The following is a 14,985-nucleotide window of genomic DNA, read 5'->3' on the forward strand; positions in this document are numbered from 1 at the left end:
GCAAGATGAGAAATTCAACCTACCTGAAAATGGGCCTGAACATGCTCCTGCACAGTAAACTCAGGAGCTGGCTGACCATTATCGGGATAGTTATAGGGATCGGGTCTGTTGTTGGCATCCTCTCCCTCGGGGATGCTATGGAGGAGCAGGTTCAGAGCAGACTTTCCGAGATGGACCTTACCCTGATAACCATTTCCCCTGGATATACCAGAGCATCGTCAAACATGCCCGGTCCCGGGGGTGGTCCCGGCGGTACGACAACAGATGTTGAATTAACCGATGACGACGTTGAAGCGCTTCAAGGTCTGGACGGGATTGAATATATAGCCGGGCAGATTTCCGGCAGCGAACCGGTGGTTTATGCAGGGGAAAATGCTACTATGACAATCACAGGAGTGGATCCCCAGGTCTGGCAGTATATGACCACGCTGGAAACACAATCAGGAAGGCTGCTCGAGCCATCTGACAAATATGTAGCAGTCATAGGAAGCGGTGTTGCCACTGAGACTTATGACCAGGAAATTGGAGTCAATCAGGTAATAACAGTCAACGGAAAATCAGTGCGGGTTATCGGCATCCTTACAGAAGAGGGGCAGGGCGATAGAAGCATTTACATGCCAATCGATGCGGCAGTAAACATAATTGATGACGCAGAAGAAGATGTCTATGATACAATCACGGTAAAAGCCAAGAGTGAAGATCTGGTAGACGGGCTAATGGAAGATATTGAGGACAAACTCATGGTCTCAAGGCACATTATTCGGGAAGATGATCAGGACTTCTCCGTAAGCGCTTCAAAGTCCATGGCTGAATCCGTTACCGAAATGACGAGTTCGATGACCCTCTTCCTCGGAGCAATTGCAGCCGTCTCCCTCCTTGTAGGAGCAGTGGGTATTGCCAACACCATGTTTACCTCGGTCCTGGAAAAGACAAAGGAGATAGGGACTATGAAAGCCATTGGAGCGAAAAACAGGGATATCCTCATGATTTTCATCTTTAACTCTGCAATGGTAGGTTTTGTTGGCGGTGTACTTGGAGTAATCCTGGGAGCTTTTGTTTCAACTCTATTCCCTTACCTGGGCATGACCATGATGGGAGGAGGGAGTGATTCAGGTTTATATCTTGCCCCTGACCTGATGGCTTTCGGGCTTATCCTTGCAATCGTAATAGGTGTGGGTTCAGGAGTAGTCCCGGCTTACAGGGCATCGAAACTAAAGCCGGTAGACGCATTGAGGTATGAATAAACGAGAAAAGAGAATTCAATGGGAAGAGAGAATTTTAAAGAGAGGGCCAACCCTTTCTTATTTTTTTGCCAAGGATAAAACAGAGAGTAGGATAAAATGAATCTTATTGACCTGGTAGCTCTCTCTGAAAAAAGGAGAGATATACTCCTATTTATAGAAAAGAAACCGGGAAGTTTTGAGGAAATTGAAAGTTCGCTTGACATAAGTTCAGGCTCTTTAAGGTACCACCTCAAAAAACTGCTAGATTTCGGGCTTCTTGAGGAAGAAAATGGGGAATACAGGTTGTCGGAAATAGCAATGCCGATAATTTGGAATATAAAAGGACTGCTGGATTCTCTGGCTTTCTTTGAAGAAAACATTGAGTACTGGAATCAACACGATCTAACCCCTGTACCCGATTTTTTGTTGCGAAGGCTTGAAGAGCTGGGCAGGTCTGAACTGATAGAATCGAATGCGGAGTATTTATTCGAAATTCCTCCGGAAATTCTGGAAAATTTAAGGGCTTCAGAGGAAATTTCGGTTTTCTGCTCCTGTTTACATCCGGAAATCCCACTTATTTATTCCGAATTTACGGAAAAAGGCTTAAAGTTCTCTTTATGTGTGACAGAACAGGTGGCTGAAAGATTGTTCAATCAATTCCCGGTTGAAACAAAAAAGTTTCAGGAAGCCAAAAACACTGAACTGTTTGTTTGCAGTGAGGATATAAATTTGCCTATCTTTGTAGTGACAGACCTGTTTATAGCAATGGAATTTTTCCTGCTTAGCGGAAACCGGAGCATGCAGTTTATCACTTTTTCCGAAACCGGAGCTTTGAACTGGGGAAGAGAATTGCATCTACATTATACAGAAGTTTCTAAAAAAATAGAAACTGCTGACCATATTGAAATTTTCAGTCATGTTGAAACTGAAAAACAGAAAACTGTGAAAACCTGAAATCCACAGAAAAAATCACAGAGAGAAACGCAAAGAGAGAAAAACTGAATTTTGTATGAAGAAAATATAAGTAAATCGAGATCAGGAGATTGAAAAGAGAGAAAACAGGATGGTAGGTAACAGAATGAAAAAAATTGCCATAATTTTACTGACTGCCTTTTTACTGGCTGGATCGGTCTGTGCCTGCGAAAGCCTGGATGCAGGAAATTTCGGAATTGATCGGGAAACCGTTGAAGGTTTCTCTGAGACTACTTCCATCATTTATTCTTCCAGCGAGACCACTACAAGTGATATTACTTCTTACTGTTCATCCGTTGCAAGTCGGATTTCGGGAAGCAGGTACTTCAACCTGATGGACTTTATTGAAAGTACAGGTAATACTGTTGGTAACTGGAACTGGAGATTCGACCTGTCAGCCAGGGGAGCAAATGTGATGCAAGATAGGCAGCCTATGGTGCAAAATAACCAGCCGGCCTTCAGCAGAGAGAGAGCGGGACAGTTGCCTCCTGCCATGAGCAGAGAAGATCCTGTAAGAAGGGGAATCCCTGACAGAGATGAATTGAATGAGTTCATGCAAGAACAGCAACCACAAAGTACGGATTTAACCTCGAACTACCAGATATATGTTACTCCGGACGCTGAGGCTGTTGAATCTTACCTTGAAGAAAATAACCTTGATGATAAGTATGAAATTTATGAAGCTGCTCTCTCCTGGACCTGGGTCTCGGACGAAACCCTGAATGATGAAGAGGAAGAGTGGCTCACTCCTACTGAGTTTCTGGAAGAGACACCTGCTTATTCCAGCAACCCTGTGTACGGGGAACCTGCCAGCGACTGTGAGGAACAGGCAAATACCCTGGCTTCCCTTCTGATAGCTTCAGGGGAATACAATGAGAGCACGGTGCGGGTTGCCATAGGAAAAGTCGATTTCGGAGATGTCAGCGGCGGGCACGCCTGGGTAGAGGTTTACGAGGACGGAGAATGGTTCCCCCTGGATCCTACTGACGGTCCTTACTATGACGATGACAGTTCAGAGCTGATACCTGCGGACTCCTCGGATGTCGACTATGACCGGTACAGTGATTGTACATACCCGGCTGTGGAAGTCTGGTACTACTACAATAATGAGTATTTCATTGATTTGGGCACGCAGCTTGAAAATGCACCTGTGTCCTGGAACAACATCCCAAAAAGCTATCAAAAAATGAAATCGGGTCGGTTCTAATTTTTCCGACCTATCTTATTTTCAACTCCGGAAGTTATTCGCTTCTGCCCGGAAGAGGAATCGAAAAGCCAAAGACGCTCCCTTTTCCGACTTCACTTTCAAACCAGACAGTACCCCCATGGAGCTGCACAATTTCTTTTACAAGGGCAAGCCCGAGTCCGGTTCCCTGGTACCTTTTAGAAAAGGAAGAGTCTATCTGGCTGAAAGGCTTGAAGAGCTTTTCATGGTCGGCAGCTGCAATGCCTATCCCATCATCAGCTACGGTTATTTTCAAAAAACCGTCCATCTGCACTGCTTTAACCTTTACACACCCGTTTTCATTTGAAAATTTGACCGCATTTGTCACAAGGTTGCTGAGAACCTGCAGGATTCTCTCTTTATCGGCATAAACCCTGGACAGGTTGCTATCAATCTCAAGCTCTATTTTTAGTCCTTTGCTGGTGGCAAATGGAAAGATCATGTCCCGAACTTCAGCAAAAACTTCGGCAAGCCAGAAGGTGCTATAGTGCAGTTCAAAGCTTCCGGCTTCTACTTTGGAAAGATCCAGGATTTCATTAATCAGATTCAGCAGGTGTTTTCCACTATTAGAAATATTTCCTACAGCCTTGGTCTGTTTTAGATTAAGTTCTCCATACACTTTTTCATACAGAAGGTCGGAGAAGCCTATGATTGAGTTAAGCGGAGTTCTCAACTCATGACTCATATTTGCTAGGAATGCGCTTTTTGCGCGGTTTGCTACTTCAGCGTCCTGTTTTGCGCGGAAGAGTTCAATTTCATAATTCTTCCGTTCCGTTATCTCCACCCCGGTTTCCAGGACCGCAATGGTATTTCCGATTTTGTCACATACAGGTTTTGACCTGAGAAGCCAGGTTTTTCCTTCAGAAGAGGTCAGTTCATGGGCCGCATAGTCAGGAGCCAGAGGATACAGGGGTTTTGGGATATTATACCTGTCCTGAGCCTCAGGACTATCCGCTTCCGGGGCTTTATCCTCAGCTTTTAAGAGATCTTTATTGTTGAGGGCAGCCCTGTTTGCCCAGCGAATATTAAAGTTCGGATCTCTGAGCACCACCATTTCTTCAAGGGAATCAAGAATAAACTTTTTTTCATACTCTCTTGCCTTAAGCTCCTGTTCAGCAAGCCTGATGCTGGAAAGCATTTCGTTGATACCTTTCGAAAGCCTGTGAATCTCATCTTCTCCTTCCACTTCAAGGCGTTTTGAAATATCTTTTTCTTTTTTTACATTTTCAAGAAAACCGTCAATAGTGATGAGCCTTGATACCAGAAGACTGTCCAGGCTGAATTTGGTTGCGGTTCCTATAACCAGTCCGCTGAGCAGCAGGAAACCGTAAATATAAACCAGGGTCTTTTTACCCTGTGCGTAGAGGTCACGGGGATAATCAGCTCTCATGAGAGCTACGGGCTCCCCATTTGTATTTCTCAGTATAAAATACCCAGCTACCCTCTCACTTCCAAGGATTTTAACAGCGCTCCCATCATTGCTGGCAGCTTCGTCAAATACTTCCTGAAAGTCAGGAGGCATTTCCTCATTTAAAGTGTAAAGAGATAAAGAAGTCTGGGTACGTTCCTCAAGAGAAGATATGTAGGAGTTGTCAATATATTTTCCAAGAATCAGGGTTCCCGCAGAAGGACCTTCTCCGAAACTTGTCAGAATAGGGCGGGCAACGATAAGCATCGGCCCTTCATCAAGCAGGACGACTCCCTGTATTTGATCCGTATTTTCCCGGGTTGTGAGAATTCCACTGTCAATTTGCTTCAGAAGCCCTTCAGGAACCGGAACATTTGTCATGTTTACCAGATCCACAGACATCGGATAGACAAGGACCCCGGATTTGTTTACAAAAAGCATGACGTTGAGGTCCAGATCGTAAAGAGTGCTGTCATCCAGGTTTGACTCTATGTATTCAGGGCTTAAGGTATCCACGAATTTATATGTATCATCCCAGAAACCCCAATCTCTTGCGGTTCTGTCGAGAGACAAAGCTTCCCAGGCAATTGCCTGTTCTATCTTTCCGGTATTTTTGATGGTGTCCTGGGTTTCAAGGTCGGAGAAACTCGAAAGTAGGATTGTATGGGCTGCAATTATCAAAAGCACAGTTAACAAAGCGAACATTGTGAAAGTAACTATCAATAGTTTTTTACTTACATCCATACACATCACCAACAGGCTGCCGGAAGTGAAACCACACACCTGCAACAGGGTAGCGTAAAATTTTGTTCCTTTTACAAGTTAAAGTGTAGATATCTGTATAAAAAATGAAGTGAAAAAATATATAAAGATTGCTAAATAGAGCATAAATTCCTGTAGAATTCATGTCGATACTCAAGTTAGGGACAGTTCTGGAGCTGAACCCGGAATTTAAAATCAATTATCTTTATCTCATGTTCGGGTAACAGGATTAATATCTGATTTTGAAAAAAGGTTTCGAAATCTTACGTCCTTAAGAATAAAATTGCTTTTGAGATGAGTTTACTGGTATCTCTTTCATTTTTTCGGAAAAATAACTGTGTTTTTATCCTCTCCAGATTGATCAATAAATATCTTCATTTCTAGACTAAATTATAATTAGAGGATAATTCTCTGCCCTGACTTCACAATTTCATAAAAATAGACAGATATCAAAATCAAACCATAAAATTTTGAGAAAAATCAGGATTCAGGGCACGTTCCGGAAATATATTATTTTTCTGGGCCAGAGACGAAGATAAAAACAGCATACTTATGCTTGAAAAGTCAGAAGAACAATAACAATAAACCTGTGTAAACTGGAACTAAAAATACGTATTTTCCATTATTTTACAACCCGAAATGTCCTGTTCAAGCACTGCTCCCAGCTTAAACCAGAAAAAATTTCAGTTAGCTTAGTAAATTTTATACCTAATTCCTTTTTCAAGAGCAGGAAATCAATTAATATTTTTCTTTGTAAGTCAAGCCCCTTTATTTTATTTTTTAAACCTGTAAAAAAAAGCTTCTTGATGCATACATGTAAATATGACTTATAAAAAATATAACCAATAACCCAGTTTTACATATTCGAGGTTTTTAGATTGATATTTAGGAAAATACCTATATACATGTACGAGAACTTCCATAAGATGTTTAGTGGAAGTAACCAGAATACTTTTAATATTTGCAAGACCTGCGAAGGAGCCTGCGAACACAATAAAATAGGAACCCTGCTCCCTGGTGAAAAAGAATATATGGCAAAAAAAATGGGTATAAGCGTTTCAGAATTCAAGCTCAGGTATCTGGATATTTTGAAAATGGATGATGGAACTCTTCTTCATGTATTAAAGCTTGGAGAATTATGTCCTTTTTTGAACAAAGAAACCGGAGAATGTGAATGCAGTGATTTCAAACCTATAATCTGTAAAATCTACCCTGTTGTTTTTACGGTTGAAGCTGGAAAAGTACATTTCACGATAGACGACTGGTGCCAGCTATCAAGAAAAAAAGCTTGCAGGACCTATTTTGAATCTGCGATTCCCCTCTTGGCCCAACTCCCTATCCCGACTGAATGGTTCAGTCATGTAGTAAGCTACGATGACCTTTATTTTGATTACGAACAGTTAAGAATATCCAGAAAGGGAAAAAGTCAGTATGCCGTTTTTACTCTGACAGAACTTTTAAGTCTCCAGAAAGATTGCGCTGAAACGTATCAGGTAGAAATGGATCAGATTGAAACATTTAAGATAGAAGGAAAGTTAGAAATGTACAGGATAAAAACAGCATGTTCCAGTATTGATTTATGTCATGAAATTGAGGAATCTACCATTTAACCGGAATTAAAAATTTACGGCTTAAAAACAAAAGGTGTTCAAAGGGTTTCAATCATTTGACCCAGGTCTTACCTGTTTTTTTCAAAAGGTTTTCAATAAGTTGACCTGGATTTTATCTGCTCTTTTTAAGCTTTCTCACGACTCAGAATCTTCAGCCTTTCCTGCAATATTGGATGCTTCTACTTCACTGTCGCCTTCGGTTCTTTTGTTACCGTTTATCGGAATTGTGAAGGCAAAGGTACTTCCTTCTCCTATCCTGCTATTAAACCAGATATAGCCCCCATGCAGGTTAACAATCTGTTTTACCAAGGCAAGTCCAAGCCCTGTTCCCTGGACTTTTTTTGAGGAAAAGGAAGCTATCTGGCTGAAAGGTTTAAAAAGCTTGCTCTGATCCTCAACTTTGATTCCGATTCCATAGTCCTTGACCGTTATTTCTACCGTATCCCCTTTCCTTTTTGCGTCTATTTCCACAAGTCCATTTTCCTTCGAAAATTTGATAGCATTATCCAGCAGGTTGTACATAATCTGAGCAAAACGAGCCTCATCAGCCCGGATCGTGTTAAGGCTTTCATCCACCTGGATTTGAACCTCAATCATTTTCCTATCTGCAATAGGAGATAGCAGATTTTTTATAGAATTGAGTTTACTGCTCAGCTCAAACTCTTTATACTCAAGTTCAAGCTTTCCAGCTTCAACCTTAGAGAGGTCAAGAATATCGTTAATAAGGTTCAGAAGGTGTTTTCCACTCCTCGAAATGTTTCCGACAGCTTTGAGTTGTTTTTCGTTGAGATCTCCATAAATTTTTTCATATAATAGGTCAGAAAACCCTATTATTGAGTTAAGCGGAGTTCTCAACTCATGGCTCATATTTGCCAGAAACTCGCTTTTGGTACGGTTTGCAACCTCAGCAACCTGTTTTTCCTGAAGCAGTTTTTCGGCTTCTTTCCTTTCAGTAACATCCCTGCAGGTTTGAAGCACGCCTATGATCTTTCCCTGATCATCTGTCACAGGAGTTGCCTGGAAAAACCAGACTTTTCCATCCTTTGCAGTAAATTCGCCTGATTTTTTCTCCTCACTTGTAAAAATATGCTCAAGATACATGAATTCAACTAAGGGTCCACTAATCCCTGGAGTGGCTTTCAGGCAGACCCCCATTGCCGACTCCAGATCCATATTCATATATTCGAGAGCAGCTTTGTTTGCCCAGATGATTTTTAATTCGGGGCTCACAAAAACGACCAGTTCGTTAAGTGAGTCGAGCAGGACTTTTTTTTCACGGGCCTGAGCTTTTAACTCCTGTTCTGCAAGATAAATCTCATTTAACATCCCGTTTATTTCTCTTGACAAACGATAGAGTTCATCATTGTCTTTGAGATCCAATCTTTTGGAAAGGTCTTTTTCGGACCTTACCTTTGTGACAAAATCGTCAATTTCAACTAATCTCGAAATAAATAATTTGTCAAGCGCAAATTTGACACCGACTCCTGTCATAAGCCCGGTCAGAATCAGGAACCAGTACATGTAATTAAGGGTTCTTTCACCATGCCGGTAAAGTTCCCTTGGGAAGTCTGCCCTGATGAGCAGAGCAAGATCGCCGTTTATATCCTTTAACCCGAAATAACCTGCAATTTGATCTTCATTCAGAGGTTCAACTATAATCCGGTCAGGATTTTCCGAAGCGTTTTTGATTTTTGTCTGAAAATCGGCAGGCATATTCTCGTCTGCCCTGTACATCAGCAGGGAAGAGCGGGTAACCCTTTTAAAAGAATCAAGTAGCTCATCGTCAAAATATCTCCCAAAAATTAGGGTGCCTTTAGAGGGACCTTCATATGTTGTTGTGAGGATAGGGTGGCAGGAAATAAACATGGGGTCTTCTTCAAGCAAAACAAAACCGCTTATCGAGTCTTCATCTCCGGTTGTAAGAAGACTTCCGTCTTTTATCATTGCAAGCAGATCGTCAGAAACAGGCATTTCTTCTGCAGTATGAGTGTTCACAGACTTGATATAAACCACTTCCCCGGAATTGTTAACGAAAATCATGACATTGACGTTAATCCCGGCAAGCGTCTGATTCTGCAGGTCAACATTTATGTATTCTTGATTTTTGTCGTCAATAAACCGGTAGGTGTCATCCCAGCAAGCCCAGTCCTGGACAATATAGTCCAGGTATCCCTGTTCTGTGGCAACAGAGTTTTGCACTCGCTCTACATTCTCTAATGTATCAGCCTGTTCAAGCTCCAAAAAGTTGGACAGCTGCATGTTATGTGTAAATGTAAATGAGGCTGTAAGTACTGCAAAAATTAAGAGGGTGATAATAAGAACCTTTTTGCTAATATCTATTGCGTATACCCCCAACAACTTAGAAGTAACGAGGAGCTTGAAGTTATTATATTATTTAATATTAAAAGAAGATAAACTATATAAGAGTTCGGAGACACATTAAAAAATTTATAATACAAAAATCATTAACATATGCTATTGAAACTCAATCATTTCAGAGAAAAAGTGAGAATGAACTTAAATAAGCACTATCAAAAACTTAGAATTCCATGTCTTGATGATTTTTCGGCAAACAATCAGAATTTTTGACCAGTGCCTTTCTGGCATCGAAATATCCTTGTTCTGTAATTTCGGAGCTTCCTTTCAAAGTTATGGTCTTCATACCAAAGGTGCGGGCAAACTCCTGAACATTTTGATGGAAATCCGGCTCATATGAAATTCCTGTTTCTATTTTTACAGCCAAGCAGTACCGTGAATTTTTCAGATATCTATTATTCAAGTCTTTACTTCCGGACCCCTTCTCAAAATTTTTCCAGCTCGAAGCCCACATAGGGGTAAGGTAAATCGTGCCTTTGCCTCTACAGGCAAGCATAGCTCTGGCATAAGCCTCATTTCCTCCAAGCGCCGTACTGATACAATCTTCAACAATCTCTCCAGCTTTATCCTTCAGGAAAAAAAGTGGACATCCAAGATCTATGAAATCCTTTTCCAGCTCCCCAAGAACGTGTCCGCAGGTACCGTAGAAAATAAGGATCCCATCGGAAAATGCAGCCATTTCCCGGATATTTCGGAAAACTTCGGACTTCAGCAGCTCAAGGTCGGCATGCAGCCCAAGCCTGAGCAGGTTTACAACCACACTTACCTGCTGTCCTGCCTTTTCATTCATTTTCTCACATACTTTTCCAAGGAAAGGAAAAGGGGCAAGGAACTTTGCTAGAGTTTCGAAATCAGGGTTGAACCCGGTTTTGAAAAACATCTGAACTCTGTCCAGAGGAATTGTCCTCGGGATGCATTTTCCGGCCCTGAGTTTCCGAAGAAACCCCGAATTATTCCCGTTCTCCACGACGATTAGCTGCTTCAGTTCGCAGTCTTTCGAAAGCACATGTACAAGCTCGTCTTCGAGCATACCACAGGCGATAATACTTAACACAGGCATGTTTCACTTACAGTTGTATATCAGATCTGCATTCTCAGCTTCAATAGCAATATTTAGTTTTTTTTGGACCAGTTCAACTTTTTATTATTAGTTCAGGTTCTGCAGATCAGTTCAGCTTTTTATTTTTAGTTCAGGTTCTGTAGATCAGTTCAGCTTTTTATTTTTAGTTCAGGTTCTGTAGATCAGTTCAGGCTAATCAGGCTAATCCGATATGATAGTTATGTAATCAAAATCAACAGCTAAAAAGAAGTAATAGAAGGGTTTGGAGTTTAAAAGGGACGAGGATAGCAAAACAAAAACGATTACCGACTTTCCTCACATCACTCCATATACCTGCTCCTTTCAATAGTTATATTAATCGGCAAGTCAACGTTTATTGTCCGGTTTTTATTAGTCTTATTTGTTTACGGTTTCTTTTCTTGGAAGTTCCGGATCTGGAGTTTCCATATTTATTTTTTTGATTTTTCAGGAATTTTCTTATCAGGAGTAACTCCGTAATACTTTGTCCTTGCAGCTCCCCAGATACAACCATTTTTCCCGAAGATCTTCAGCTCAAGGTTCTGAATAGACTTGCAGATACTATTGCCCTCTCTTGCACCCTTGCAGACTATGCAAAGCTTTTCGCAAAAAACAGGGGGCTTTCCCTTTTCATCAACCATATCCTCACTCCTGATTCAGTGTATTTTTCTATAGGTATCCCGCAGGTGCGATTCGGTCTTTTCATCAATACGTTTTCTTGACAGGATACCTGTATGAATACTTAACCTGTACGAATACTTAATTTGACCGGAAACACGGCGTATTTTCCGGTTAGAGAAGTTTCGTTCCTGCTGCAGGACCGGGGGCACACTGGAAAACGTCGCTTATCATGACCTCGATGAGGGTTTTTGCAGGAAGACCTGGTTTTGCAGCATTCACAATTGCTTTCATCTTATCGAATTTTTCGCCTGACCTGATAATTGTAGCTTTTCCTTTTATCTGGTAGCATCCGCCTGTTTCCGGCCCCCATACATAGATTGCAACTATTGGGTTTTCTTCCAGGTTTGCAAGGGATTTGACCATGAAATTGTCTGCAATCCAGATAGTCTCGTCATCTACAAGCTGGCAGAAACCTATAGGCACTACGTTAGGAACTCCCTCTTTTGAAGCCGTTGCAACAGGAAAGATCTTTACTTTCGAAAAAGCAGTCTTCATCTCTTCGCTTAACTTTACCATAATATTTTCACCATCAGGTTGATTTGCAGTATAAATTTATATATTTAAGCGTTAGAATTCTGTACCTGAAGAGGTATTTGTGTACTTTAATAACCTTTGCTGACTAACTATGTCTCATTAAGTGCCATTTAAGTTTAAAAGAGGATAATATCGATGCTTAAGGAGATTCGAGATCTTGGTGAGGAGATACTGGAAAAAATTGGGCGTGAGATTGGTTCCAGAAACGAAAAAGTTATTTACTGGAAAAAATGGCTGCAATGGTACGAGTTCGGTTCCGAGTTCACAGACGATCCTTATGCCTGGCTTTCTGTCGTTTTGGCCTTAAAATCCGTGGACTCCGGAAATTACGGTGTAGGTAGCATTCTTGTTGATGCAGACGGAAAAGTAATTTCCATGGGGCACAATCTTGTGTACTCTCCACATTTTAGGAGTGACCTGCATGGAGAAATGGTTGCCTTAAATCTGTTTGAAAACGAACACCCGAACATTACCACCCTTGAAGGGTATACGCTTTACACCTCGCTTGAGTCCTGTCCCATGTGCCTGATAAGACTGATTTCTTCAGGAGTAAATGCTATTCTTCATGTTTCCTCCGACCCGAGAGCCGGAATGGTCGGAATGATTGATTTTTTACCCTCTCTCTGGAGAGATCTTTCAACACGCCAAACCTTTGCAAAAGCTGCGTGCTCCGAAGAGCTTTCAAAAGCTGCAATGGAAATTATGCTGATTAATGCCGAAGAATTGCTGGAAGTCCTGAGAAAACGCAGTGCCTGATAAACTGAGATCTTGCTTATTTATCTCGAAAATATTCAAAAAAAGGCTTGAAAATGAAAAAAACAAAAAGTATCGTTTTTTAGCCTGATCAATAGCAGAAATCTATTGTTCAGAAATTTATGCTTGTCCTGTATCCGAACTCGACGCTGTAATCCAGATAATAGACAAGCTCAGGCTCTATTTTTATCAGGATGGTATCCGGATCAGGAGGCATATCTGCAGTAACAGGGAATTTGGCTGCTATGATCTCCCCGACTTCTCGCAGTTCTGTCTCATCAGTTACTATCGATGCCTTACCTTCGACCTGGAGTGCCTGCATATCAAACCAATCAGGATCATCCTCATCAACCGTAAAGGCTACATAAGGGTTGTTAAGGATGTTCTGGACTTTCCGGGTGTTTTTATTGGTTGCCACGTATACGATTTCATCTTTGGAAACATACGCCATCGTATGAGCCATTGGCCTGCCCTGAGGGCTGAGGGTTGCGAGGTTCAGGTAATTGTGAGTTGCAAGGTATTCGCAAATCTTAGCTTTGAGCTCTTCTGTCATATTCCCCACCATAAATTGTAACTTTTAGTTGGATCCCATCAGAGATCTTTTACATCGAGCCTTTCCAGATACCATATTCCAGGATATTCTTCGATCAATGCTATGAAGGGAAAAAAATCTACTCATGACCCAACTGATATTTGCAGTCCTTTTCCCATACACTTTATAGGGACAAAATTTATAAATTTTTCTTATAAATTACGGAACCTGCAAGTAAAAATACAGCGGGAATAGCAAAAAAAGAGCAAGTGGCTCAGAGAAAAGAAGCATTGACCTTTTCAGAAGAGAAAACAGGTCAGAATGAAAGAAGTCAAAGTAAAAAAGTCAAAGTAAAAAAGTCAAAGTAAAAAAGTCAAAATGAAAGAAGTCGAAATGAAAGAAGCAATCAGGACTTTCGCTTCTTCACACACTCTTTTAGCCTTTCTTCAAGCCGAATACGGGAAATAAAAACTCCAAACTGGGTTGCGATGGTTTCAATAACCGTACGCACGCTATCCGAAAGCTCATATTCCATACTTGAGGCAAGATAAAAAGCGGCAATGACCTCGTTTTCGGACTTCACCGGAATTATTGCCGTAGCTCTCAGGTTTTCCTGCCTGAGGGCATCGTCTCTGGAGGTGAGAAGGAGGTCTATATGCTGCTTATAGACAGGCTGCCCTATCATAACCAGCTTGGTATTTGGGGAATTTGCACCGTAGTAAGAGGCATTCTCAACAAAGGTAGGAGAAAAACCACGCTGGATGGCTAGAGTCATATCGCCGGTGTCTTCATCAACCAGGTAGATGCCTCCAGCATCGATTTCATCTATTTGAAGACACGAATCAAGCAATATATCAAGGGTCTCATCCAGGTGTTGCGAAGTGCTAAGAGAAATTCCAAGGTCTCGCTGGATATAAAGCAGCTTCTCTTTTCGCTTTCTTTCGGTAATATCAAGAATTATACCTTTAAGGTACTTTACGACTCCGTTCTCATCGGCTTCGATAAAGGTTCTTTCATCAACCCAGCGTACTTCCCCGGACTTTGTCAGTATCCTGTATTCCTGGGAGAAGTCAACATAGTCTTCCTCAATTCTTCTTGAGAGCTCTCTTTCGACCCTTTCAAGGTCATCAGGGTGCACTATGTTCCCATACAGAAGTTTCCCTGAAGTGAATTCTTCTACCGTATACCCGAACTGTTTTACGTTCTCAGAAACAAACTCTGCAGGCCAGTACTTCTCGGGCCGCCACAGGAAAACAGTGACAGGAACTTTATTTATTACTGAAATCAGCTCTTTCGCCATCTCAAGTGCACTGCATAAAGCCATCTCATTGAGATATTTGCAGGCTTTTTGTTTGCTGATACTTCCGTTTTTAGTCGAATTTGAGGTCGCTTTAGCCATCTTATTCTCCGTTCAGGAACCTTTTACAGGAAGCTATGAGAAAATTTCATGTATTTAATTTTTTTGCTACAATTACATAGAAAGACGCAATAAATTAAATAGATTGTGATTTGGGTTTCAGGCAGGATCATGATGAAGAGGCACATTGCTGTTTAAACGACTATAGGTCGGAACCCTGGAATTGTCAGAAAGAAAGAAAAAGCAGGGGAAAAATATATAAACTAAACTTCAATCAGGCTTTTTTCGGGAGAGGACGTGATAAGAAAATAGTAATCAAGACTAAGAATAAGAAGAAAAAAATGAGAATAAAGAAAAAGACTAAGAATAAGAAGAAAAAAAATGAGAATAAAGAAAAAGACTAAGAATAAGAAGAAAACGAGTGGGAATATGAAGAAAAGTAAGAATAATAAGAAAAATAGTAAGAAAAAGAAA

Annotated in this window: 13 protein-coding genes; 6 read left to right on the forward strand and 7 right to left on the reverse strand. The window is 41.1% G+C overall.

All coding sequences use genetic code 11. The features are described from left to right. Positions 1-5: 5 nt before the first annotated feature. The 3 genes from MA_RS13260 (at position 6) to MA_RS13270 (ending at position 3,402) form a co-directional block, all read left to right on the forward strand. The gene (locus MA_RS13260; RefSeq protein ID WP_011022516.1) at positions 6-1,244 is read left to right on the forward strand and encodes an ABC transporter permease; all 1,239 of its coding nucleotides are present in this window, start codon (positions 6-8) and stop codon (positions 1,242-1,244) included. Positions 1,245-1,340: 96 nt separating this feature from the next. Further along, on the forward strand, positions 1,341-2,177 hold the full coding sequence (locus MA_RS13265) for a helix-turn-helix transcriptional regulator (RefSeq protein WP_011022517.1): 837 nt from the start codon (positions 1,341-1,343) through the stop codon (positions 2,175-2,177). 109 nt (positions 2,178-2,286) lie between these two features. Then, positions 2,287-3,402 carry a transglutaminase domain-containing protein gene (locus tag MA_RS13270; protein ID WP_011022518.1) on the forward strand — a complete coding sequence of 372 codons (1,116 nt, stop codon included), beginning with the start codon at positions 2,287-2,289 and terminating at the stop codon, positions 3,400-3,402. 34 nt (positions 3,403-3,436) lie between these two features. On the opposite strand, the gene MA_RS13275 is transcribed toward MA_RS13270, so the two are convergent. Beyond that, entirely contained in the window at positions 3,437-5,572 is a 2,136-nt protein-coding gene (locus MA_RS13275; RefSeq protein WP_048066374.1) for a sensor histidine kinase, read from the reverse strand. An 896-nt stretch (positions 5,573-6,468) separates the two neighbouring features. Here MA_RS13275 and MA_RS13280 point away from each other — a divergent pair. After that, positions 6,469-7,200 carry a YkgJ family cysteine cluster protein gene (locus tag MA_RS13280; RefSeq protein WP_011022520.1) on the forward strand — a complete coding sequence of 244 codons (732 nt, stop codon included), beginning with the start codon at positions 6,469-6,471 and terminating at the stop codon, positions 7,198-7,200. Positions 7,201-7,335: 135 nt separating this feature from the next. Here MA_RS13280 and MA_RS13285 read toward each other — a convergent pair whose 3' ends face one another. The 4 genes from MA_RS13285 to MA_RS13300 all read right to left on the reverse strand — a co-directional run bounded on the left by MA_RS13285 (position 7,336) and on the right by MA_RS13300 (position 11,851). Next, complete coding sequence (locus tag MA_RS13285) at positions 7,336-9,459, reverse strand: sensor histidine kinase (RefSeq protein WP_226990595.1); 2,124 nt, start codon at positions 9,457-9,459, stop codon at positions 7,336-7,338. Between the two features lie 280 nt (positions 9,460-9,739). Next, entirely contained in the window at positions 9,740-10,636 is an 897-nt protein-coding gene (locus tag MA_RS13290; protein WP_011022522.1) for a DUF1638 domain-containing protein, read from the reverse strand. 449 nt (positions 10,637-11,085) lie between these two features. Then, on the reverse strand, positions 11,086-11,295 hold the full coding sequence (locus MA_RS13295; RefSeq protein WP_011022523.1) for a hypothetical protein: 210 nt from the start codon (positions 11,293-11,295) through the stop codon (positions 11,086-11,088). 151 nt (positions 11,296-11,446) lie between these two features. Beyond that, positions 11,447-11,851, reverse strand: coding sequence for a pyridoxamine 5'-phosphate oxidase family protein (locus MA_RS13300; RefSeq protein ID WP_011022524.1), 405 nt, complete (start codon positions 11,849-11,851; stop codon positions 11,447-11,449). A gap of 153 nt (positions 11,852-12,004) precedes the next feature. On the opposite strand from MA_RS13300, the gene MA_RS13305 reads away from it, so the two are divergent. Continuing rightward, the gene (locus MA_RS13305; RefSeq protein WP_011022525.1) at positions 12,005-12,625 is read left to right on the forward strand and encodes a nucleoside deaminase; all 621 of its coding nucleotides are present in this window, start codon (positions 12,005-12,007) and stop codon (positions 12,623-12,625) included. Positions 12,626-12,734: 109 nt separating this feature from the next. On the opposite strand, the gene MA_RS13310 is transcribed toward MA_RS13305, so the two are convergent. Further along, on the reverse strand, positions 12,735-13,175 hold the full coding sequence (locus MA_RS13310; RefSeq protein WP_048065436.1) for a pyridoxamine 5'-phosphate oxidase family protein: 441 nt from the start codon (positions 13,173-13,175) through the stop codon (positions 12,735-12,737). A gap of 385 nt (positions 13,176-13,560) precedes the next feature. Further along, a complete protein-coding gene (locus MA_RS13315) occupies positions 13,561-14,553 on the reverse strand; it encodes a GAF domain-containing protein (protein ID WP_011022527.1) in 993 nt (330 codons plus the stop codon). Between the two features lie 110 nt (positions 14,554-14,663). On the opposite strand from MA_RS13315, the gene MA_RS27050 reads away from it, so the two are divergent. Next, positions 14,664-14,915 carry a hypothetical protein gene (locus MA_RS27050; protein ID WP_048065437.1) on the forward strand — a complete coding sequence of 84 codons (252 nt, stop codon included), beginning with the start codon at positions 14,664-14,666 and terminating at the stop codon, positions 14,913-14,915. Positions 14,916-14,985: the final 70 nt, after the last annotated feature.

Origin of the sequence: Methanosarcina acetivorans C2A (genome assembly GCF_000007345.1) — an archaeon.
GTDB lineage: Archaea > Halobacteriota > Methanosarcinia > Methanosarcinales > Methanosarcinaceae > Methanosarcina > Methanosarcina acetivorans.